The organism is Flavobacterium sp. NLM (assembly GCF_002210235.1).
GTDB classification, from domain to species: Bacteria; Bacteroidota; Bacteroidia; order Flavobacteriales; family Flavobacteriaceae; genus Flavobacterium; species Flavobacterium panici.
The window spans coordinates 171,570-194,128 of record NZ_LIAC01000002.1 but is presented as its reverse complement, the minus strand read 5'-3'; the positions used below and the strand labels follow the sequence as shown (position 1 = coordinate 194,128).

The window sequence follows — 22,559 nt, the reverse complement described above, 5'->3', positions numbered from 1 at the left end:
AAGTCGCTAAGACGCAAAGTTTTATTTGTTCATTTTCATCATTAATAAGTATTCTTTGTCATTTCGACGAAGGAGACCCGAGCGATAGCGAATAGGCGAAGCAAATCTCCTCAATTAGCTCGCCAACGAGAGTCCAATCTTTGTAGAGTTTCTCGCGAAGATTTCTCCTTCGTCGAAATGACAAAAATGAGAAAAAACTTTGTGTTCCAGCGGTTGAAACCGCTGGCTATGTTTTAAATTCTATATCAATATAAAAACCTTTGCACCTCTGATCCTTTGCCTCTTTGAACCTAAAAAATAAACGCTATGAAATACAAAATAGCTTTTCTCGTAACCGTACTTATTTTCGGAAATCTGTTTTCCCAAAATAAATACCGCCTTAAAAATATTTCTACAACCGACGGGCTTTCGCAGAGTTCTGTTATTGCTATACATCAAGATAAGTTTGGGCAGATGTGGTTTGGTACGCGCGACGGATTGAATAAATACGACGGCAGCCGATTTACGATTTTCAGGAATGATGTTAATGATAAATCTTCGATCAGTAACAATGATATTCTGGCAATTGTAGAAGACAATTCTGGAAAAATCTGGGTTGGAACTTACAATGGTTTGAATTGTTATGATCCTGTTTCTGGCAAATTTACCAGATATCTGCATACCAAAGCCAATCATACGATAAGCAATAATGCGGTTTGGACGATTAAAGAAATTGGTAACGAAATGTGGTTTGGAACTTCAAAAGGATTGACAATTTTGAATAAAAAGACAGGAAATTTTACTTCGGTTTTTCATTCAGACACGGATACTTCTACACTTCCCAGCAATAATATTTTAAGCATTGTAAAAACCAAAAAAGGTGAAATCTGGATTGGAACTACAAAAGGTTTATGCCAGTTGACAAGCAGAAAAGGCAGTAAATTTTCGTTTAAAAATTATCCGTTAAATCCTGTTGATTTATTAACGGTACAATCGGTTATTGAAGATAAAACAGGCAATTTGTGGGTTGGAACAAAAAACAAAGGCCTTTTAAAATTCGATCAAAAACAAAAAGCTTATGTTCCTTTTTTAGATGCTGCAAAATACCGCGAAATCAATAGTGACATTCGATCTTTGATAATTGACAAGCAAGGTTCTTTGTGGATCGGTGCTTATGACGGAATTTACATTTTAGGTCAGGATAAAAGTCTGCAAAAAATAAACAACACCAATAACAACAACGGAATCGACAAAGTAAAATCTGTTTATATGGATAAAAAAGGTTCGATCTGGATTGGCTGTTATTACAAAGGCGTGAATCTTTGGGATGTTTCAAATGTTAATTTCTCTAATTACAATCAAAATTCGAAAAAGATTCCAATGAGTTTTGACGTGGTTAGTTCGATCATTGCCGATAAAAATCACAATATTTATTTTGGAACAGAAGGCGGCGGTATCACGATTTTCAACCAAAATACCGAAGCCGTAAGTTACATTAACAGCAAAACCGGACAATCCAATAAAAATGATATTAAATCGATGTGCCTTTCTGACGATCATATTTTATGGATTGGAACTTTTAGCAAAGGATTATCGGCTTATAATACAATTTCAAAAAGAATTGAAGACAATCGAATTACTTCGGATTTACTGGCTTTATTGAAAGAAAGCGGCGTTTATTCGCTTAAAACCGAAGGTCCTGTTTTATGGATTGGAACTTTTGGAAAAGGTTTAATTCGTTACGATACAGCAAATAGAACTTTTCAAATTATAGGAAATGATAATACAAAACCTGTTTTTTTAACCAATAATATTGTCCGAACTATTTTAGTTGACAAACAAAATTATGTTTGGGTTGGAACTCAAAATGGTTTAAACCGAATTCCGTTAAAAAATTTCAATCCGCAAAAATATACTATTCAGCATTTCTTTTATGATCATGCTGCTTTGTCCGGTGATGATATTTTGACTTTGTTTCAGGATTCTCAACATAAAATCTGGGTGGGAACAAAAGCAAAAGGGCTGCATTATTTTGATGGAAAAAAATTTAATCACATTAATCTTAAAATAGGAAATACGGTAATTACTTCTATTCATTCTATTTTAGAAGATGATGATAAAAACCTCTGGATCAGCACTAATTTGGGAATTATTAAATACAATACAACGAAAAAGAATATTGTAATTTATGATCAAAAAGATGGATTGGCAAGTAATGAATTCAATGATAATTCGGCTTTAAAATTAGATTCGAATCAATTTTATTTCGGAAGTCCGTCTGGGGCAACCTATTTTGATGCTGCAAAAATTTCCCTAAATCAATATTCACCTCAGGTTTTAATTACCGATTTGAAAATCAAGAACGAAACTATTCATGCAGAAGATAAAGACGGAATTTTAGAAAAAAGTATTGGTTTTACCCAAACCATAACGCTGGATTATGACAAAGCTAATTTCTCGATAAACTTTGCAATTCCAAATTACATTCGATCCAAAAACAATCAATACAGTTATCGCTTAATTGGATTGGAAAATAACTGGACAACGACTAAAAATGCAGAAGCTAATTTTGCCATTCAAAATCCTGGAACTTATGTTTTTGAAGTTCGCGGTGCTAATAACGACGGTGTTTGGAACAAAACTCCGGCAACGCTTACGGTTGTTGTAAATCCGGCTCCGTGGCGCAGTATCTGGGCGTTTTTATTATACGGAATTATTATTGGTTTAGGTTTATACGGTTTAATCTGGATTATGAAATCAAAAGCGAGATTGAAACAGAAATTAGAACTGGAATATCTTGAAACAAAACGTATTGAAGAAAATAACCGTGCAAAACTGGATTTCTTTACTAATATCTCGCATGAATTTAGAACGCCTTTAACGTTGATTTTAGGGCCTTTACAGCAAATTCTGGCGGATTATAACGGAACGAATGAAATGTACAAAAAGCTTTTGGTGATTGAAGGAAGCGCCAATCATCTTTTAAGTTTAATTAATCGTTTAATGGATTTCAGAAAATTGGAGAATGATCAGGTTACACTGGAATCTGCTAACGGAAATATAGTAAAATTCACTAAAGAAATCTTTTTATCGTTTATAGAATATGCCAAAGACGGCGGTTACGATTATACTTTTGAAACTTCGGATGAGGAAATATCGGTTTATTTTGACCGATATAAACTCGAACGTGTATTTTATAATTTGATTTCGAATGCGTTTCGATATACGCCAAAAGGCGGAACGATCAACATTAAAATAAATCACGATCACGAAAATCTTTTTATTGCTGTGGAAGATTCGGGAGTGGGAATTTCAGAAGAACATATTGATAAAATTTTCGATTTATTTTTTGAAGTGCCAACACACAATCAGGTTCAGAAAAATTATAATAAAGGAACCGGAATTGGACTTTCAATCGTAAAAAATATTGTGAAACTGCATAAAGGAACAATCGATGTTACCAATAAAACTTCGGGCGGCGTTATTTTTAAAGTAACGCTTCCGCTTGGGCGTGAACATCTTTTAGACAGCGAGATTATTCCTGATTTTAAAATCAGCGATGATATTGCACAATATACGGCGCAGCTTGAACCTTCGGAAACTATAGAAAACGAAGACATTGAAGATTTGATTGTTAATGAAGAAAAGCAAACAATTCTGCTTGTTGAAGATCATAAGGTTTTGAGAAAATTCATGAAAAACCTGCTCAAAAAAGATTATAATATTATTGAGGCCGAAAACGGAAAAATTGCTTTTGAAAAGGCTTTAAAATTTGTTCCGAATTTGATTATAAGTGATGTTATTATGCCCGAAATGGTGGGAACGGAGCTTTGTTCTAAAATTAAAGAAAACTTAAAAACGAGTCATATTCCGGTTATTTTGCTGACTTCGAGATCTTCGTTAGTTTATAAATTTGAAGGACTGGAAAGCGGTGCCGATGATTACATCAGCAAACCGTTTAATTTAATGGAATTCAGACTTCGCGTTAAAAACCTTTTAAATTCAACCGAACGTTTAAAACTTAAATTTTCAAGCGAAGACAGTTTTATTCCTTCTGAAATTACGGTTTCATCTCTCGACGAAGAATTATTGAAAAAAGCATTTAAAATTGTAGAAGATAATATTTCGAACGAACAATTTGATATTCCGTTTTTCTGTTCAGAATTGGGCGTAAGCCGCACCATGTTATTCTTAAAAGTAAAAGCCTGGACAAATTTTACACCAAACGAATTCATTCATGAAATCAGGTTAAAACGTGCCGCTCAATTATTGGAACAAAACAAATTAAACGTTTCAGAAATCAGTTATAAAGTCGGCTTTAACAATCCGAAATACTTTAGCAAATGCTTCCAAAAAAGATACGGAGAAACTCCGTCGCAATATTCCGACAAATTTTATAAATCTACTGTCGTATTTTAAAAATCCCACTGTTTTTTAGGGCTTAAAAAAGGGTATCTGTATTTTTAGATACCCTTTTTTGTATTTCTATATCGTTTTCGGCCTATACATTTGCGATATGAAAATCAGGAAAACAAACTTTTTATTGCTGCAAATTTTGTTTGTCATTATGATAATCGGAATGAGTCTATTGCTTTTCTACTTTCTCTAACATTAACCTTAAAACCAAAAAATGAATGTTTACAGACGAACAAATTAAATCGTTTAGATGGTATTTACTAGTAACTTTTTTACTGGCAACTATCATGATGAGTGCACAGGAGAGAAAAGTTACAGGAAAAGTAACTTCGAGCGAAGATTTACTCGGTTTACCTGGTGCTAATGTCTATATCAAGAATTCCTCTGTTGGAGCTACTACAGATATGGATGGAAATTACACTGTTTTTGTCTCTGAAAAAAATGCTGTTTTAGTATTCAATTTCGTAGGATACCAAAGTGTTGAAATTCCGGTTGGAAACAAAACTGCCATTAATGTAAGTTTAAAACCAGATACTAAAAATCTTGAAGAAGTAATTGTAGTAGGTTATGGAACTCGTAAAAAGAGCGACATTACAGGTTCAGTATCTTCTGTAACGGCAAAAGAATTGACTGCTTATCCTGTTTTAAGTGCAGAACAAGCTTTACAAGGTCGTGCAGCAGGGGTTTCGGTACAAAGTAATAATGGTGGTGAGCCGGGTGCGCCTGTAAAAATCAGGGTTCGTGGCGGAACTTCTATTAATGCGAGCGGAGATGCTCTTATAGTTGTAGACGGTTTTGCAGGAGTTTCTATGCCAGCTCCACAGGATATTGCTTCTATTGAGGTTTTAAAAGATGCTTCGGCAACGGCAATCTACGGATCAAGAGGTTCAAACGGGGTTATTATGGTTACGACTAAAAAGGGAAAACCAGGAAAACCGGTAATTGAATTCAGCAACTCTACTTCTATTCAAACGGTAAACAATAAACTGGATTTATTAGATGCAGATCAGTTTGCGGCGTACAGAAAAAGTTTCACAACACATACACAAGGACCTGCAAACACAGATTGGCAGGATGTTATTTATCGTGATGGAATGATTTCGAATACACAATTATCATTTTCAGGTGGATCTGACACTGTGAAATATTATGTTTCAGGAACTTATTTCAACCAAAATGGTGTTGTAATTAATTCAGGAATTGACAGATATACGATTGTTGCCAATCTTGAAGCTGATTTATCTCCTAAATTTAAAGTGGGTTTAAACACTTTTACGAGTAAACAAAACAAGGACGGAATTGTGAGCCAGACTGGAGCCGGGGGAACTGGAGCTGCGGGTGTAATTGCATCGGCTTACCGTTTTATGCCAGACAAAGGAATTTATAACGAAGACGGAACGTATACAACAACAGCGCCAATTGGTGATGACATTGACAATCCGTATGCAACGGCGATGGAAAATATTCTGGAAACAGTTTCTATCGTAAACAGAAACAATTTCTTTGCACAATACAAAATCACTAAAGATTTAGATTTTAAAACCACTTTAGGTTTAACAGATAATAATTCTCAAACAGGTAGATTTATTCCTTCAACTTTAATTGCCGGAAAAAATATCAAAGGAGAAGCTTCTGTAAACAACACAAGGTTTTCTTCTTTCTTAACAGAGAATTATTTGACTTTTAAACGTGAAATTATCGAAAAAGGAGTTTTAACGGTTCTGGGAGGTTACTCTTATCAAAAAAACAAAAACGAAAGTTCGTATGCGGCTTCAAGAGGATTTTTAACAAATACCAATTCATATAGAAATCTTGGCGCGGGAACTGTGTTTTTAAAACCAGATTCTAATTTATCTGAAACGGAATTAATATCTGCATTCGGAAGGTTGAATTTTGATTACGATGATAAGTATTTACTAACATTTACGGCCAGACGAGATGGTTCTTCAAGCTTTAGTAAAAACTACAAATACGGAACTTTCCCTTCTGGAGCAATTGGATGGAATATTGGTAAAGAAAATTTCTTAAAGGACAGCAAAACGATTTCTAATCTTAAATTGAGAGCAAGTTACGGAGCAACAGGAAATCCATCAATTGGTGCCTACTCTACTCTTTCAAGATTCTCTGAAATTTATGATGTGAGCGGTGACGTTATTGTAAATGCGGTTCAATTGACATCTTTGGATAATCCGAATTTGAAATGGGAAACTTCATACCAACAAGATTACGGAATTGATTTAGGTTTATTTGATAACAGAATCAGCATTACGGCAGATTACTATAAAACGATCACGAAAGATTTATTATTCAATAGGCCGCTTCCGGGAGTTTCCGGAATTGCTTCTCAGCTTCAAAACGTTGGAGAATTAGAAAACAAAGGATGGGAATTAGGTATTAATTCTAAAAACTTTATTGGTCAGGATTTTACATGGAATACAAGTTTTAATATCTCTTCAAACAAAAACAAGGTATTAAAATTAGCTGATAATAAAGATTTATTGATCAACTCAACTCCAGGTCACTTTTTAGCAACAGAATCTCAAATTTTGAGAGTTGGCGAGCCGGTTGGTTCTTTCTTCGGATTTATTTATGATGGTGTAATTCAACAGGGAGAAACTGTTTTACCAGGGAATTTTGAAACTACTCCGGGTGGTGAAAAATTCAGAGATTACAATGGTGACGGAAAATTAGATTCACAAGATAAAACGATTATCGGTAACCCAAATCCTGATTTCATCTTTGGTTTAAACAATGATTTCACGTATAAAAATCTTGATTTGAATATTTTCTTCCAAGGTTCAGAAGGCGGACAAATCCTAAACTATACTTTAATGGAATTAGCATCTGGAAACAACAATGCTACAACTGAAGTTTTAGATTCCTGGACGCCGACAAATACAGATACAAATGTTCCTAAAAATGCGGCAAGAACGAAAAGAGTTACGTCAAGATTTGTTTATGATGGAAGTTATATCCGTTTAAAAAACATCTCTTTAGGATATAGTTTAGATGAGAAAGTTGTTTCTAAATTCGGATTAAGCAAAATTCGTTTTTACATCAGTGCACAAAACCTTTGGACTATTACTGATTATCCGGGAACTGACCCTGAAACGAGTTACTTAAACGACAACAACTCAAGAAGTAATACCAATTTAGGATTGGATTATGGAGGTTATCCAAACGTGAGAACGTTTACAATGGGTCTAAACGTAAAATTCTAACAATAAAAATATCATGAAAAAATATATAGCTTTTCTTTTCCTGGGAACACTTACCTTTTTTGCATGTTCTGATTTAGAAGAACATCCGGTGGGAGTCATTCGTCCAGAAAACTTTTTCAATAATACCGACGATTTACAGGCCGCTGTAAACGGAGCTTTTGCAAACATTGCACATAATAATTATTGGGGACGAGAATTTACAATTGCCTTAATGCTTCGCGACGATATGTCTGACATTGGCGACAGAACTACACAAGCCGCACGTATCGATGTAAACGATATGAGTATGAACGATACCAATGCGCTTGTTGCTAACTTTTGGCCACAATCATATGTTATCATTACGGCAGCAAATCAGGCTATTGAAGGTGCTAAAAAAACGCCGGGAGATCCTGCAAAAGTAAACGCAATTGTAGCTCAGGCTTATTTTGCTAGAGCTTTTACTTACTATCATTTAGTACGTCTTTTCGGAGATATTCCATACATTGATTTTGTAGTAAATGATGTTTCTCAAGTAAACTCTATCAGCAAAACAAAAGAAGCAGATGTGTATCCTAAAATTATTGCCGATTTAGAATTTGCAAAACAATGGCTGGATGATAAACCAAAAGTAAAAGCCGTTCCTGGAAAAGGTACTGCAGCAGGATATTTAGCTTCTGTTTATTTAACTTTGGGTCAATATCAAAAAGCATATGATGAAGCGAAATATGTTATTACAAACGAAGTAAAATTTGGTTTAGGTCTTGATGCAGATTTTCAGGATTTATTTAACGCTACAAAAGCAGCTTCGTTAAAAGAACCATTATTTACAGTAGATTTTAATAACTTAACATCAGGAAATTACGGTCAGGATTATACAGCGTTTTTTACTGGTTCATTAAAAGATGACAGTTACAGCTACGGACAAGGATTTTCGGTTGCCGTTCCGTCATTAAAAGTGTTTAATACTTGGGATCAAAGAGATTACAGAAGAGCAGTAAGTTTTGATACTATTATTAGAAAGAAAACCGGTCCGGGCGGATCATTGCAGGTATTTCCTTCAAGCGATAACGAAAAAGCGCCGCGTCCGCATATTGCAAAATATTTCCGTTTTCCGGGAAAAGCAGGTGCAAACGGAAGAACTTCTCAGCACAACTATATTACAATGCGTTATGCCGAAGTTTTATTGACAGCAGCCGAAGCTTTAAACGAAATTAATCCGGGAACTGCAGAAGCTGATGGTTATGTAAACCGAGTTCGTGCAAGAGCAAGAAATAAAGGAGGAAGACAAGTTTCTTTCCCTGCAAATGTAACACCAGGTTTGTCAAAAGCTGATTTCAAAAAAATGGTTATTGACGAAAGAAGATTAGAACTGGCTTTTGAATATATCAGATGGTATGATATCAAAAGATTGAAAAATGGTCCTGAAGTGTTTGGTCCTGCTGGTTTAGAACCGCATGCAAATTTTGATCCAAACAAAGATTATTTATGGCCATTGCCGGGAACAGAATTGGCAATAAATCCAAATTTAAAACCAAATAATCCGGGTTATTAATTTAGCATAATTATATTGAACGCGGATTTGAACGGATTCGCTTCGCGAAAACGCAGATTTGAACGGATTTTTTATGTCACCAATAATTTGTCTCCCGCAGATTTGATAGATTGAGCAGATTGAATTTTTAAAAAAAATAATCTGTTGGAAATAAAAAAATCTGCCAAATCTGCCAAATCTGCGAGAGAAAAAAATTCGCAAAAATCAGCGTTTTCTCGAATGCGAATCCGTAAAATCTGCGTCTAAAAACAAAGTCTAGAAACTAAAAATTAGATTAATTAGTAATATGAATAAAGTTAGTTTCATTTTAATCCTTGGGTTTGCATCGCTGGTAACAGCGTGCAAGTCCGGGATTAATTCTCAAACAAAAAGCACTGCAGCGGCAAATAATTTACTGGAAACGCGTTACAAAATGTTACTCGATTATCCGGTAGATTCTCTGTCGATGCCAAGAAGCATGAATATCAAAACCAATGAGATTCGCAAAGTCCCTTCAAAAGACTGGACAAGCGGTTTTTTTGCCGGAAATCTTTGGCATTTATACCAATTAACAGGCGACTCAAAATATAAAGAACAAGCTCAAAAATGGACTCCTTTCAGCAAAAAGGAAAGTGTTAACAGTAATTCGCATGACGTAGGTTTTAAAGTGTTTTGCAGTTTCGGAGAAGCGCTGAAAGTGGAAAACAAGAAAGAGTACGAAGCGGTAATTATTAAAGGCGCCGAAACTTTATGCACAAGGTTTAATCCAAAAGTAGGTTCCATTCGTTCCTGGGATTTCAATAAAGAAATCTGGGATTATCCGGTTATCATTGACAATATGATGAATTTGGAATTGCTTTTTGAAGCATCTAAATTATCCGGAAATCCAAAATACCGTGATGTAGCCATTCAGCATGCCAATACCACTTTAAAAAATCAGTTTAGAGAAGACAACAGCTGTTATCACGTAATAGATTATAATCCGAATACGGGTGAAGTTAGAAAGAAAACTACTTTACAAGGTTTTAATGACGATTCAGTTTGGGCACGCGGACAAGGCTGGGCAGTTTACGGATTTACAATGTCGTACCGATATACAAAAGATCCGGCTTATTTAAAACAAGCCGAAGCGACAGCAAAGTTTTTTATGACAAATAAAAATCTGCCGGAAGACGGAATTCCGTATTGGGATTTAAAAGATCCTAGTATTCCAAATTCGCCGCGAGATGTTTCAGCTGCAATGGTAATGGCATCAGGATTATATGAATTGTATAGTTATACACAAAATAAAAGTTATTTGGCTTTCGCCGATAAACTAATAGCATCGGTTCAAACTGATAAATATATTTTAGATTCTAAAATTAAGGCTCCTTTTCTATTTGATCACAGCACAGGAAACTGGCCAAAACATGACGAAATTGACGAACCAATAATCTACGCCGACTATTATTTTTTGGAAGCGTTACTTAGAAAAAAGTAACAAAGGTACAGAGGTACAAAGCGACAAAGGTTTTCAGCTTTTGAACTTTGAACCTCTGAGCCTTTGTCACTTTGAACCTCTGAACCTAAACACACATGAAGAATTATCAAAATAATACATTTTCAATTTTTGCGCTTTTTGTTTTTTTTCAGATTTGTCTGAGCAGCAGTTTTGCTCAGACAAAGATGAATTTTAACGACAACTGGCTGTATCTTGAAAATCATACTTCAAATCTTACCGAAGCTCTAAAGGCTTCAAACTGGACTTCTATAAATTTACCACATACCTGGAATGCCGAAGATGCAACCGATTTATATCCGGGTTACCGACGTGACGCAAGCTGGTATCAAAAGAAATTAAATATTCCGCAAATTGACAAAAACAAAGTGTATTCGTTATACTTTGAAGGTTCAAATATTACCACAAAAGTATATGTAAACGGAAAAGAAGCCGGCGGACACATTGGCGGTTATATTGGCTTTTCTATAGACATTACTAACTTTATTAAAGAAGGAAACAACGATATTTTTGTTCGCGTTGATAATAGTTACGATATCGAAATTATTCCGTCTCAAAAAAGTGATTTCTTTATTTATGGCGGAATCACGCGCGATGTCTGGTTCGTTTCGAAATACAAAAATCATATTGATAATTTGAAGATTACAACGCCTGAAGTTTCGGCTAAAAATGCTACGGTACAAGTTGTTTCTTCTTTCATTAATTCAGATAATTCAAAAGATTTATCGTTAACCGTAACACTTAAAAATCCGAAAGGAAAAAAAGTGGCGAGTAGAACTATTCCTGTTTCAGATAAAACTTCGACAATCACTTTTGAAAACATCAAAAACCCGGAACTTTGGGATACCGAAAAACCAAATTTATATTCCTTAACGGCTGTTTTATCAGAAAAAAATCAAATTAAAGACAGCGTTTCTGAGAAAGTAGGTTTTAGATGGTTTGAGTTTAAAGATCATGGTCCTTTCTATTTAAACGGAAAACGTTTATTGATTCGCGGAACACATCGCCATGAAGAACAAGCCGGAGTTGGCGCGGCAATGAGCAATGCACAACATTGGGCCGACATGAAATCAATAAAAGATATGGGGGCAAATTTTGTTCGTTTAGCACATTATCCGCAAGATCCTGAAATTTACAAAGCTTGTGATGAATTAGGATTATTAGTTTGGGATGAACTTCCTTGGTGCCGCGGTGGAATTGGCGGTGAACTTTGGCAGACAAATACTAAAAACATGCTTAAAGAAATTATTAATCAAAATTACAATCATCCAAGTATTATAATCTGGTCACTTGGAAATGAAATGAACTGGCTTCCTGATTTTCCTAATGGTGACAATACAGAAAAAACAAATGTTTTTTTAACGGAACTAAATGACATTGCGCATAAACTGGACCCAACCAGAAAAACGGCAATTAGAAAATATTATGAAGGTTCACATATTGTGGATGTATTCTCCCCTTCTATCTGGTCTGGCTGGTATTCTGGAAGTTACAAAAGCTACCAAAAAGCAATTGATGTTTACAAAAAAGAATACAAACATTTCATTCACGCTGAATATGGCGGAGACAGCCACGTAGGCCGTCACAGCGAAAACCCAGTAACAGGCGAAAATGTTATTAAAGCGGAAGGCTGGGAAGAAGCAATTGTACAGACTAAAGTGGCCAATATTGCTCAAATTGGAGATTGGAGCGAAAATTATATCGTTGATTTATTTGACTGGCACTTGCATATATCCGAGAATGACCCAAATTTTGTGGGAAATGTACAATGGGCATTTAAGGATTTTGCAACGCCTTTACGTCCAGAAGATGATATTCCGTATATGAACCAAAAAGGTTTGGTGGACCGAAACGGGAATCCGAAAGATGCGTATTATGTTTTTAAAAGTTATTGGAGCAAAGAGCCTTTCGCTTACATAGAATCGCATACATGGACAGAACGTCAAGGTCCTGAAAATACACCAAGAACGATAAATGTTTTTAGTAATTGCGAGAAAGTTACCTTATTCCATGACGGAAAATCTCTTGGTGAAAAGCAAAGAAATCTTGCTCTATATCCTGCAAATGGGCTAACTTGGGATGTCAATTTTAAAAAAGGAGAAAATGTTTTAGTTGCTATTGGTAAAAATAAAGACGGTAAAACGGTTTCTGATACGATTAAGGTTAATTATCGTTTCAATAAAAATGATACGGCTTCGTCTTTACAATTGTCTTCAGAGAAACTAAAAAATGGTAATTATCTGGTTACGGCAATTGCAATTGATAATAACAATTTACGCTGCTTAGATTATGAAGAAAGTGTTTATTTCCAATGTTTGAAAGGTGGAAAAACTTTGAAGAATCAAGGAACACCAACCGGAAGTGAATCGATAAAAATGGCAAATGGAAAAGCGTCTATTGAAGTTATTCCTGATGGTTCTAATGATCCTATTGAAATAACGGCGCTTAACCAAAGTTTTAAAGGAGAATATTTGAAAATACCTGTTCAATAAGATTTTTAGCCACTAAGGCGCTAAGACAGAAAGTTTTTTTTGCCACAGATTAAAAGGATTAAAAAGATTTTAAAAAATAAGCGTGAAGTTTGTCATTTCGAGGAAAGAGACCCGAGCGATAGCGAACGGACGAAGTAAATCGCACTAGAATTTCCACAATGTAAATCGCCAATCTTGACAAAAATGAAAAAACTTTGCGCCTTCGCGCCTTTGTGGCAAAACACATAAATACATTACAAACAAAGATTACAAAAAATGAAAAAAATCCTAACACTATTATTCCTGACAACGTTCGCTGCCGGACAATCACAAGGTTTAATTTCAAACGTTCCAAACCGAAACACAACCTCTTTAAACGGCGTTTGGAATTATATTATTGATCCGTATCAAACAGGCTTTTACAGCTTTCACCTTGATCAATACGACAAACAGGAAAAACCGGCAAAAGGCGCATTTTTTAGTAATTATCACGCGGCAAACAAACAGGAATTAGTAGAATATGATTTTGATAAATCGCCAACAATAAATATTCCCGGCGACTGGAATTCACAGGTTACAGAACTAAAATATTACGAAGGAAACGTTTGGTTCAAAAAATCTTTCGACTACAATTTGGCCGCTAATAAACGTCTTTTTGTGTATTTGGGAGCCATCAATTACAAAGCTGATGTTTATTTAAACGGAAAAAAACTAGGAACTCATGAAGGCGGTTTCACTCCATTTAATTATGAAGTTACTGCGATTGTACAACCTAAAGACAATTATTTAGTTATTAAAGTAGATAATACGCGTCATAAAGAAGATGTTCCGACAGTTAATACCGATTGGTGGAATTATGGTGGAATTACACGCGATGTTACTTTAATCGAAGAAGAATCTGCATTTATTGAAGATTACACCATTCAGCTTAAAAAGAATAATGCCAATATTATTTCTGGTTTTATCAAAATCAATAATTTGAATCCGGCACAAAATCAGGCTTCGATTTCTATTCCGGAATTAAAAATTAATTACAAAGGAAAAATTGGTGCTGACGGAATTTTAAATTTTGAAATTCCAGCTAAAAAGATTTCGTATTGGTCGCCGGAAAATCCGAAATTATATGATGTTACAATCGATTTTAACGGAAAGAAATTAAATGATAAGATTGGTTTTAGAACGATTGAAACACAAGAAGATAAAATCTTATTAAACGGAAAACAGGTTTTTTTAAGAGGAATTTCTATTCACGAAGAAAATGCCAAAGGCGGGCGTGCGAATTCTCAGGAAGATGCATTACGCTTATTAAACTGGGCAAAAGAATTAGGCTGTAATTATGTTCGTTTGGCGCATTATCCGCATAACGAAAACATTATTAGAGAGGCTGATAAAATGGGATTAATGGTTTGGGAAGAAATTCCGGTTTATTGGACGGTTGAATTTAAAAATGAAAATACCTATAAAAATGCCCAAGATCAGTTAACTGCTGCTGTTACCAGAGATAAAAACAGAGCGAGTATCGTAATTTGGTCTATGGCAAATGAAACTCCTATTTCTGATGCCAGAAATACTTTTATCACGAATTTAGTAACGCATACAAAATCTCTTGATAATACAAGATTAATTAGTGCGGCTTTATTAACGCGTAACGGAAAAATTGACGATGAAATTGGTAAATCGCTTGATATTATTGCTTTCAACCAATATTTAGGCTGGTACGGCGGTAACTTAGAAAATGCTGAAAAAACATTTTGGACTACTCCATACAACAAACCTGTTTTTGTTTCAGAATTTGGAGGTGATGCAAAAGCTGGCTTTCACGGAGATAAAACCGAACGCTGGACAGAAGAATATCAGGAATATTTATACATTCAGAATTTGAAAATGATTGAAAAAATCCCTCATTTAAGCGGATTAAGTCCGTGGATTTTAGTTGATTTCAGATCTCCAAAAAGATTACTTCCGGGTATTCAGGACGGTTACAATCGTAAAGGTTTAATTTCAAATGATGGTGAAAAGAAGAAAGCTTTTTACATTATGCAGAATTGGTACGAAAAAAAGAAAAAAGAAGAAAAATAAATTAAGAACCATTACCAATTCATTAACAAAAAACAGACTGTATTTATATGATTTTTCTTCATTATTAACTTACTTTGTAGTTATTCTAAAAATTGTAACCTTATGAAAAAATTTTATTTAATGGCAGTTACTTTATTTGCTGCCTTTACAGTTCAAGCTCAAGATGTAGTAAAATTTGCTCCGCTTGATGCAAGTCCGGTTGATATTTCTTATTTCCCAAACAAATCTGTTAAATTCAAAAAAACAGACAATCCTAGTCCGGTTGTAAAAGTTATCTACGCAAGACCTTCTGTAAAAGGGAGAACTATTTTTGGAGATATCGTGAAGTTTGGTGAAGTTTGGAGAGTTGGTGCGAATGAAAATACAGAAATTAAATTTTACAAAACAGTAACAATTGGCGGTAAAAGTATTCCAGCAGGAACTTACAGTTTATTTGCTATTCCTGAAAAAGATAAATGGACTATCATTATCAATAAAGAAATTGATTTATGGGGTGCTTATGCTTATGACGAAAGCAAAGATATTGTTAGAGTTTCTGTTCCTATAAAACCAGTAAATGAAGTTATTGAAGCTTTATCAATTGCTTTTACAACTCAGGGTAATGTAGCTAATTTAGTTATTGGATGGGATAAAACTACGGTTGAATTGCCTATTACGGTTAAATAATTAATCGTTTTCAGATATAAAAAAAAGAGCCATTTAAAAATGGCTCTTTTTTTATGGATGATACTTTATTTCTAAATACGTTGCTTAGAACATTGCTAATGATTTCAATTCTTGGGATGAAATAAATTGTGTATGTATACGTTCCCCGTGGTTGAAACCACGGGCTATATTTGAAAATAGTAATCAAAAAAAGAGGTATTTCAAATGCTTCTTTTTTTGATTACTATTTTTTTCTTTACCTGCTAATACAATTCTATATAAACATTGCCCGTGGTTTCAACCACGGGGACACAATCCCTATCAGAGCCGCAAAATATATATTTATCACATTCTTATTTAGCAAGAAACGGGTTTTAAATAGAACGAACAAAATAGAAATTTGATCAAATTTAAAATACATAAATTATGAAAAATTTTAAGATTGTTCCGCTTTCAAAAGAATTTGCCAACAAAATTCGTGATACCAATACAGATAATTTCGGCAATCAAGTATATGAGCAATTAGCATCTGGAAAAGGCCCTTGCAGAGTTTCCCTGAAACCGTTTAATATTGGTAAAGACATTAGATTGGTTTTTGCTTACAGCCCATTCTCAAAAAACAATGCTTTCAATCAATCCGGACCAATATTTATTCATAAAAATGAGGTGGAAGAATATTCAGACGTTTATAATTTTCCGCCAGAAATAAAAGCTGATAAAGAAAATTTTCCTTTGTCGCTAATTGGTTATGATAATGAACAAAAAATGATTTTTACAAAACTGGTTGGTGACAATGATGTTGATCAGTTAATTTCTGAAATCTTTGAAAATGAAAATAATGTTGAATATCTTCATGCCAGAAATTCAGAAGCTTGTTGTTTTATTTGTAAAATTGAAAGAATATAATCGATGCCAATTGAGACGTAATTAAATGTAAACATAGCCCGTGGTTTCAACCACGGGGACACAATCAAAACACAATTCGTGTCCCTGTGGTTGAAACCACAGGCAATATTTGAAAATAGAATACAAAAAAAGAGACATTTTTCAATGTCTCTTTTTTGATTTAAACCTTAACGGTTTCTATAATTTTATCCAATGTAATTGGTAAATCTCTAACACGTTTTCCGGTAGCATTAAAAACAGCATTTGCAATTGCTGGCGCCATTCCAACCAAAGCCGTTTCTCCAAGACCTTTTGTTCCCATTGGGTTACTGATTGGGTCTTTTTTATTGACGAAGAAAACTTCCTGCTTTTCAATATCGGCATTTACGGGAACATGATAATCGGCAAAATTATTGTTGATTGGACGACCGAAACGATGATCGATTTCCAATGCTTCCATTAATCCCATTCCGATACCTCCTACTGCACCGCCGTACATTTGTCCCGCAGAAGTTTTTTGGTTGATAACCGTTCCAATATCGGCACAAGAAACAACATGCGCCAAACGTATTTTACCCAAATTCGGGTTCACTAATACTTTTACAAAGTGAACTGAAAACGAATAAATGGAATATTTCTTAGCTTCTTCCGTTCCTTTCGATTGGTTTTCAACTTCCAATCCATCTAATTTATTCGCACTAAGCAAAGAAGTCAAAGCAACAGTTTTAGCAGTATCTTTTGTTGAAGAAACAATTCCATTTGCAAAAGTTAAATCTGTAATTGGAGTTCCTTTTAAAGCCGGGTTTTCAGTCGCTAATCCCAACACTTTACTTACCAACAAATTACAAGCATCATGAACCGCAGAACCAACAGACGAAGTCGTTGCCGATCCTCCTTGTGTTGGGCCTTTTGGTAATCCGCTTTTTCCCATTTCGATAATTACATTCTCAGCAGGTAAACCAGTAATTTCAGCACCAATTGCCGTCATCATAGTTGCCGTACCCGGTCCCATATCGTTGACGCTGCACTGAAGTACTAAATTTCCATCGGGTAAAAATTTTGCTTTTACAGAAGTTGGACTTCTATAACAGCCAAAAGTTCCGGTTCCCATTCCGTAACCTACTAGCCATTCTCCTTCTTTTACAGAACCAGGTTCGTTTTTACGGTTTTTCCAGCCAATGCGTTCCATTCCGCCTTCGTAACATTCTAAAAGATATTTACTGCTCCACGGTTTATTTTGTTCCAAATCTTTCTCAGCATAATTCAATTTTCGAAATTCTATTGGATCTAAGTTTAATTTATAAGCCATTTCATCCATTGCACATTCTAATGCAAAAGAACCAGTAGCCTCACCCGGACCACGCATCCAGATTGGCGTACAAGTGTCTAACGGAACAATTCTGTAACGTGTCGAAACATTTTCACAATCGTAAATAAATCGGGACATGTTTACGGTTCCTTCCATGAAATCTTCATAGCTCGAAGTCATCGCAACAGCTTCGTGTGTTAATCCTGTTAGTTTTCCGGCTTTTGTTGCACCAAGACCCATTTTCTGAATCGTATAAGGTCTGAAACCAACATTGGTAAACATCTGCTCACGGTGCAAAACTAATTTTACAGGACGGTTTAATTTCTTTGCCCCAATTAATGCTGCAATTTCATATGGCCAGGTATGTAATCCCATTCCAAATGCACCTCCAAGATATTCAGAGTGTACTTCTACATCTTCAACCGGCACTCCAAAAACTCCTGCCACACTTTTTCGCGTTCCTTCAACGCCTTGACTTTTGGTATATAAAATGGGTTTATTTCCGTCCCATTTTGCGATAATATTCGCCAGCTCCATTGGGTTATGAACTTCCGTCGGGATCGTATAATCGGCTTCTAAAATTACTTCTGCATTTTTGTAACCGTCATGAACTCCTCTGTGGTAATCATTCCCTTTATCTGTTTCAACTTTTTTCTCTTTATCCGCAGCTTTTTGAAGTTCAGTCGAATGTTCTTCTTTAAAATAATCGGCCTTAATTAAACTCGCTGCATATTGCATACGCTCAAAAGTATCGGCAATTACCAACGCAATAGGCTGATCATAATACAAAACCGAATCATCTTTGAAAATCTGCAGGGGCTGGCCAAAATTATGTTTGTCTTTTGCTTTTTGATATCCGGCAGGTTTGTCTACATTTAAATGCGTAATGACAGCGAGAACTCCCGGCGCCCATTCTGCTTTTTTAGTATCTATGGTTTTGACTCTTCCTTTTGCAATTGTACTTCCCACCAAGCATGCATACACCACTCCGGGCGTTTTATATTCGGCAGAATAAGTTGCTGATCCCGTTACTTTAGCAAATCCGTCAACTCTATTAATATTACTTGTCTTGCTCATAATTCTAATTATTTTGATGCTGCTATTGTAAGTGCTTCTGTTATTGCATTTGGACCAAGCGTTAGTTTAAAATCATTGCCGCCGTATGCTTTCGCACCTTTCATTGACAAATCTGCCGCTTTTCTAAATATCTCTTCCGAAACTGTTTTTCCTTTTAGGAATTCTTCTGCTTCAGTTAATCTCCAGGGTTTATGCGCTACACCGCCCATTGCCAGTCGAACATCATTTATTACATTATTTTTTATATCTAAAGCCGCGGCAACAGAAACTAATGCAAAAGCATAACTCGTTCTGTCACGAACTTTTAAATAATGTACATTTTTGGTAAAATTATTATCTGGAATTTCAACTGAAGTTATCAATTCTTTATTTTCTAAAGTATTGTCTTTCTCAGGAGTATTTCCTGGCAGACGATGGAAATCTGTAAATTTTATTTGTCGTTTTCCTTTTGGACCTTCGACTAAAACATTTGCATCTAATGCCGCTAATGCCACGCACATATCACTTGGGTGAACGGCAATGCAACTGTCTGAAGCTCCAAAAATAGCGTGCATTCTGTTAGAGCCTCCAATTGCACCGCAGCCACTTTTGGGAGTTCGTTTATTGCATGGCATATCCGTATTATAAAAATAGGAACAACGTGTTTTTTGCAGCATATTACCACCAACAGTTGCCATGTGTCTGATTTGCTGGGATGCTCCGGCTGCTAAAGCCAAAGCCAGCAAAGGATGTTTTTCTTTTATGGATGCATCTTCGGCAACTTGACTGTTTTTAGCTAAGGCTCCTATTGAAACTTTTCCGGTTAGGAATTCTATTTTCTTTAAATCTAATCCTGTAATGTCAACCAGTTTGTCTGGAGCCACCACATTCTTTTTCATTAAATCTACCAAATTTGTTCCGCCGGCAATAAACATAGCTTCTTTTTCTTTGCTGATGTTCGATACCGCCGAACTTGAAGATAATGCTTTAATTATTTGAAAATTTTTCATAATTCCTTCCCTCCTTCCTTCACTTCGGTTATTGCATCAACAATATTATGATAAGCGCCGCATCGACAGATGTTTCCGCTCATGTATTCTCTAATTTCTTCACGGCTGTTGGCATGACCTTCTTTAATACAGGCAATTCCCGACATGATTTGTCCCGGCGTGCAATAACCACACTGAAAGCCATCATGTTTGATAAAAGCTTCCTGCATTGGGTGCAGTTTTTTTCCTTTTGAAAGTCCTTCGATTGTGGTAACCTGAGCGTTTTGCTGCATGGTTGCCAAAGTCAGACACGACAAAATTCGGGTTCCGTTTACGTGAACCGTACACGCACCACATTGTCCGTGGTCACAGCCTTTTTTTGTTCCGGTCAGCAATAATTGCTCTCTTAATAAATCGAGTAAAGTAGTTCTAGGCTCGATATTAAGACTGTGTTTTTTGCCATTTACTTCGATAGAAAGCGGTACTGTTTCTAAATACTCCGCTATTTTTTCATCCCACTTATTCTCTGAAGCCATAACCAGCGAAGGCGGCGCCAGAGCAAGGGCAGTAAAAAGTCCTGATTTTTTTATAAAGTCACGACGGGAATTTGAATCATTCTCTGTTACTTTATCTGGATTTGTTTTTTTAGAAGCCATTCCATCTCTCTTTTAAATTAGCAAAAACTCTTGGGTATTCTAACAAATTTAACAATCTTAATCCACAAAAAGTTACGAAATTCAAACATTGTGCTTATTTAGAATAATTACAATTTCGGTGTGGGTTTTAACGCAAAGAACGCTAAGGTTTTTTATTTCACATTGTGTTGAGCGAATGTAAAGTTCGCAAAGCTGGAATTGATATTCTGTGGGTGTTTTTTAACGCAAAGTGCGCAAAGGTTTTTTATCTCACATTGTGTTAAGCGAAGGCAAAGTTCGCAAAGCTGGGATTTGAATATTGGGGTGTTTTTTTAACGCAAAGTGCGCAAAGGTTTTTAATCTCACTTTATGTTAAGCAAAGGCAAAGTTCGCAAAGCTGGAATTGATATTCGGCGGGTGTTTTTTTAACGCAAAGAGCGCAAAGATTTTTAATCTCACTTTATGTTAAGCGGAGACAAAGTTCGCAAAGCTGGAATTGATAAAGCTTTGCGAACTTTACAATTATCTAGATAATTAACTTTAAAAAAAACTTTGCGCGCTTTGCGATAAAAACCTTTGCACTCTTTGCGTTAAAAAAATCAGACACAGAAACAGATTTATTATTTACATCGAAAATTGTATTTTTACGAGATTAAGTTTTTACTATGCCAAATCAGCAACATATTTACCTCGATAATAATGCCACCACCCGTGTTGATGAGCGGGTCTTAAAAGCTATGCTACCCTATTTTACTGATTTTTATGCCAATTCTACTAGTCAGCATATTGCAGGATTATCGGTAAACGAAGCTGTTGAAAATGCTGCCTGGCAAACTGCTGATTTGATTAATGCCGATGCTGATGAAATTATTTTTACTTCGGGTGCTACAGAAGCGATAAATTTGGCGATAAAAGGTCTGGCTGATCAAGATCGAAAACATATTGTTACGGTTGCTACAGAACACAAAGCGGTTCTTGAAACTTGTCGTTTTATGGAAAGTATTGGCTTTGAAGTCAGTTACTTACCTGTTAATCGTGAAGGGATTTTAGATCTTAATCTTTTAAGTGAAATTATTACAGATAAAACACTGGTTTTCATAGGAATGCTTTCTAATAACGAAACAGGTGTCATACAAAATGTCAGCGAAATTTCTACGATTCTTAAAAGCAAAAATGTGTTGTTTTTGTGTGATGCAACTCAAGCTGTGGGGAAAATTCCAATTGATGTAAAAGCTCTTGGAATTGATCTTTTGACTTTGTCGGCACATAAATTTTATGGCCCAAAAGGTGTTGGTGCTTTGTATATTTCGGCGAAAGCCAAAATAAAATTACTCCCTCAAATTCTTGGCGGCGGACATCAGAGAAAATTACGCAGCGGAACGCTTAACGTTCCCGGAATTATCGGTTTAGGTAAAGCTGCTGAAATAGCTGTAAATGAATTAGAAACAGATAAAAACAGAATAAAAATATTACGTAATAAACTAGAAAAGGGTTTATTGCAATTTGAAGGTTCTTTTATAAATGGAAATATTCAAAACCGAATTTATAATACTTCAAATATTTGTTTTCCAGGTGTAAATTCGGAAAAGCTTATTATGGCTTTGGGGAATATTTCGGTTTCGAATGGGGCTTCTTGTTCGGCTGTTACTTCTGAGCCTTCGCATGTTTTAAAAGCTATGGGATTGTCTGATGAAGAAGCGTTGAGTTCGATACGGTTTAGTTTGGGAAGATTTACTACTTTGGGGGAAATTGATATTGCTGTTGAGCGGGTTTTGAGCTTGGCGAGAGAATTTGCCACTAAGACGCTAAGGCACTAAGTTTTTTGTTTGCTTTGAGAAATAATCTCGCAAAGTCGCAGAGACG

General features: G+C 35.4%; 12 protein-coding genes. 9 read left to right on the top strand and 3 right to left on the bottom strand.

Annotated features, from left to right (window positions below; translation table 11 throughout):
* The first annotated feature begins 306 nt into the window (after window positions 1-306).
* The 8 genes from APR43_RS02945 (at window position 307) to APR43_RS02910 (ending at window position 16,728) form a co-directional block, all read left to right on the top strand.
* Window positions 307-4,398, top strand: a complete 4,092-nt coding sequence (locus APR43_RS02945) for a two-component regulator propeller domain-containing protein (RefSeq protein WP_053471945.1) — start codon at window positions 307-309, stop codon at window positions 4,396-4,398.
* A gap of 215 nt (window positions 4,399-4,613) precedes the next feature.
* The gene (locus tag APR43_RS02940) at window positions 4,614-7,616 is read left to right on the top strand and encodes a SusC/RagA family TonB-linked outer membrane protein (RefSeq protein WP_053471946.1); all 3,003 of its coding nucleotides are present in this window, start codon (window positions 4,614-4,616) and stop codon (window positions 7,614-7,616) included.
* Between the two features lie 13 nt (window positions 7,617-7,629).
* Window positions 7,630-9,150, top strand: a complete 1,521-nt coding sequence (locus APR43_RS02935; protein ID WP_053471947.1) for a RagB/SusD family nutrient uptake outer membrane protein — start codon at window positions 7,630-7,632, stop codon at window positions 9,148-9,150.
* A 286-nt stretch (window positions 9,151-9,436) separates the two neighbouring features.
* The gene (locus APR43_RS02930; protein ID WP_053471948.1) at window positions 9,437-10,609 is read left to right on the top strand and encodes a glycoside hydrolase family 88 protein; all 1,173 of its coding nucleotides are present in this window, start codon (window positions 9,437-9,439) and stop codon (window positions 10,607-10,609) included.
* A 95-nt stretch (window positions 10,610-10,704) separates the two neighbouring features.
* Window positions 10,705-13,119, top strand: coding sequence for a glycoside hydrolase family 2 protein (locus tag APR43_RS02925; RefSeq protein ID WP_053471949.1), 2,415 nt, complete (start codon window positions 10,705-10,707; stop codon window positions 13,117-13,119).
* 255 nt (window positions 13,120-13,374) lie between these two features.
* Window positions 13,375-15,177 (top strand): glycoside hydrolase family 2 protein, encoded by a 1,803-nt coding sequence (locus APR43_RS02920; protein ID WP_053471950.1) that lies wholly within the window; start codon window positions 13,375-13,377, stop codon window positions 15,175-15,177.
* A gap of 102 nt (window positions 15,178-15,279) precedes the next feature.
* The gene (locus tag APR43_RS02915) at window positions 15,280-15,843 is read left to right on the top strand and encodes a DUF2911 domain-containing protein (protein WP_053471951.1); all 564 of its coding nucleotides are present in this window, start codon (window positions 15,280-15,282) and stop codon (window positions 15,841-15,843) included.
* 405 nt (window positions 15,844-16,248) lie between these two features.
* The gene (locus tag APR43_RS02910) at window positions 16,249-16,728 is read left to right on the top strand and encodes a DUF1203 domain-containing protein (protein ID WP_053471952.1); all 480 of its coding nucleotides are present in this window, start codon (window positions 16,249-16,251) and stop codon (window positions 16,726-16,728) included.
* Between the two features lie 160 nt (window positions 16,729-16,888).
* Here the strand turns inward: APR43_RS02910 and APR43_RS02905 are convergent, their stop codons facing one another.
* From APR43_RS02905 to APR43_RS02895, 3 genes are read right to left on the bottom strand one after another with little or no spacing between them, the layout of a single operon-like run.
* Entirely contained in the window at window positions 16,889-19,093 is a 2,205-nt protein-coding gene (locus tag APR43_RS02905) for a xanthine dehydrogenase family protein molybdopterin-binding subunit (protein ID WP_053471953.1), read from the bottom strand.
* Between the two features lie 8 nt (window positions 19,094-19,101).
* Window positions 19,102-20,082 (bottom strand): FAD binding domain-containing protein, encoded by a 981-nt coding sequence (locus APR43_RS02900; RefSeq protein WP_053471954.1) that lies wholly within the window; start codon window positions 20,080-20,082, stop codon window positions 19,102-19,104.
* Window positions 20,079-20,717: a 2Fe-2S iron-sulfur cluster-binding protein gene (locus APR43_RS02895; RefSeq protein WP_053471955.1), complete on the bottom strand. Its 639-nt coding sequence runs from the start codon at window positions 20,715-20,717 to the stop codon at window positions 20,079-20,081. The genes APR43_RS02900 and APR43_RS02895 overlap by 4 nt, the downstream gene beginning before the upstream one ends.
* A 644-nt stretch (window positions 20,718-21,361) precedes the next feature.
* Here APR43_RS02895 and APR43_RS02890 point away from each other — a divergent pair.
* Window positions 21,362-22,513, top strand: coding sequence for a cysteine desulfurase family protein (locus APR43_RS02890; protein WP_053471956.1), 1,152 nt, complete (start codon window positions 21,362-21,364; stop codon window positions 22,511-22,513).
* Window positions 22,514-22,559: the final 46 nt, after the last annotated feature.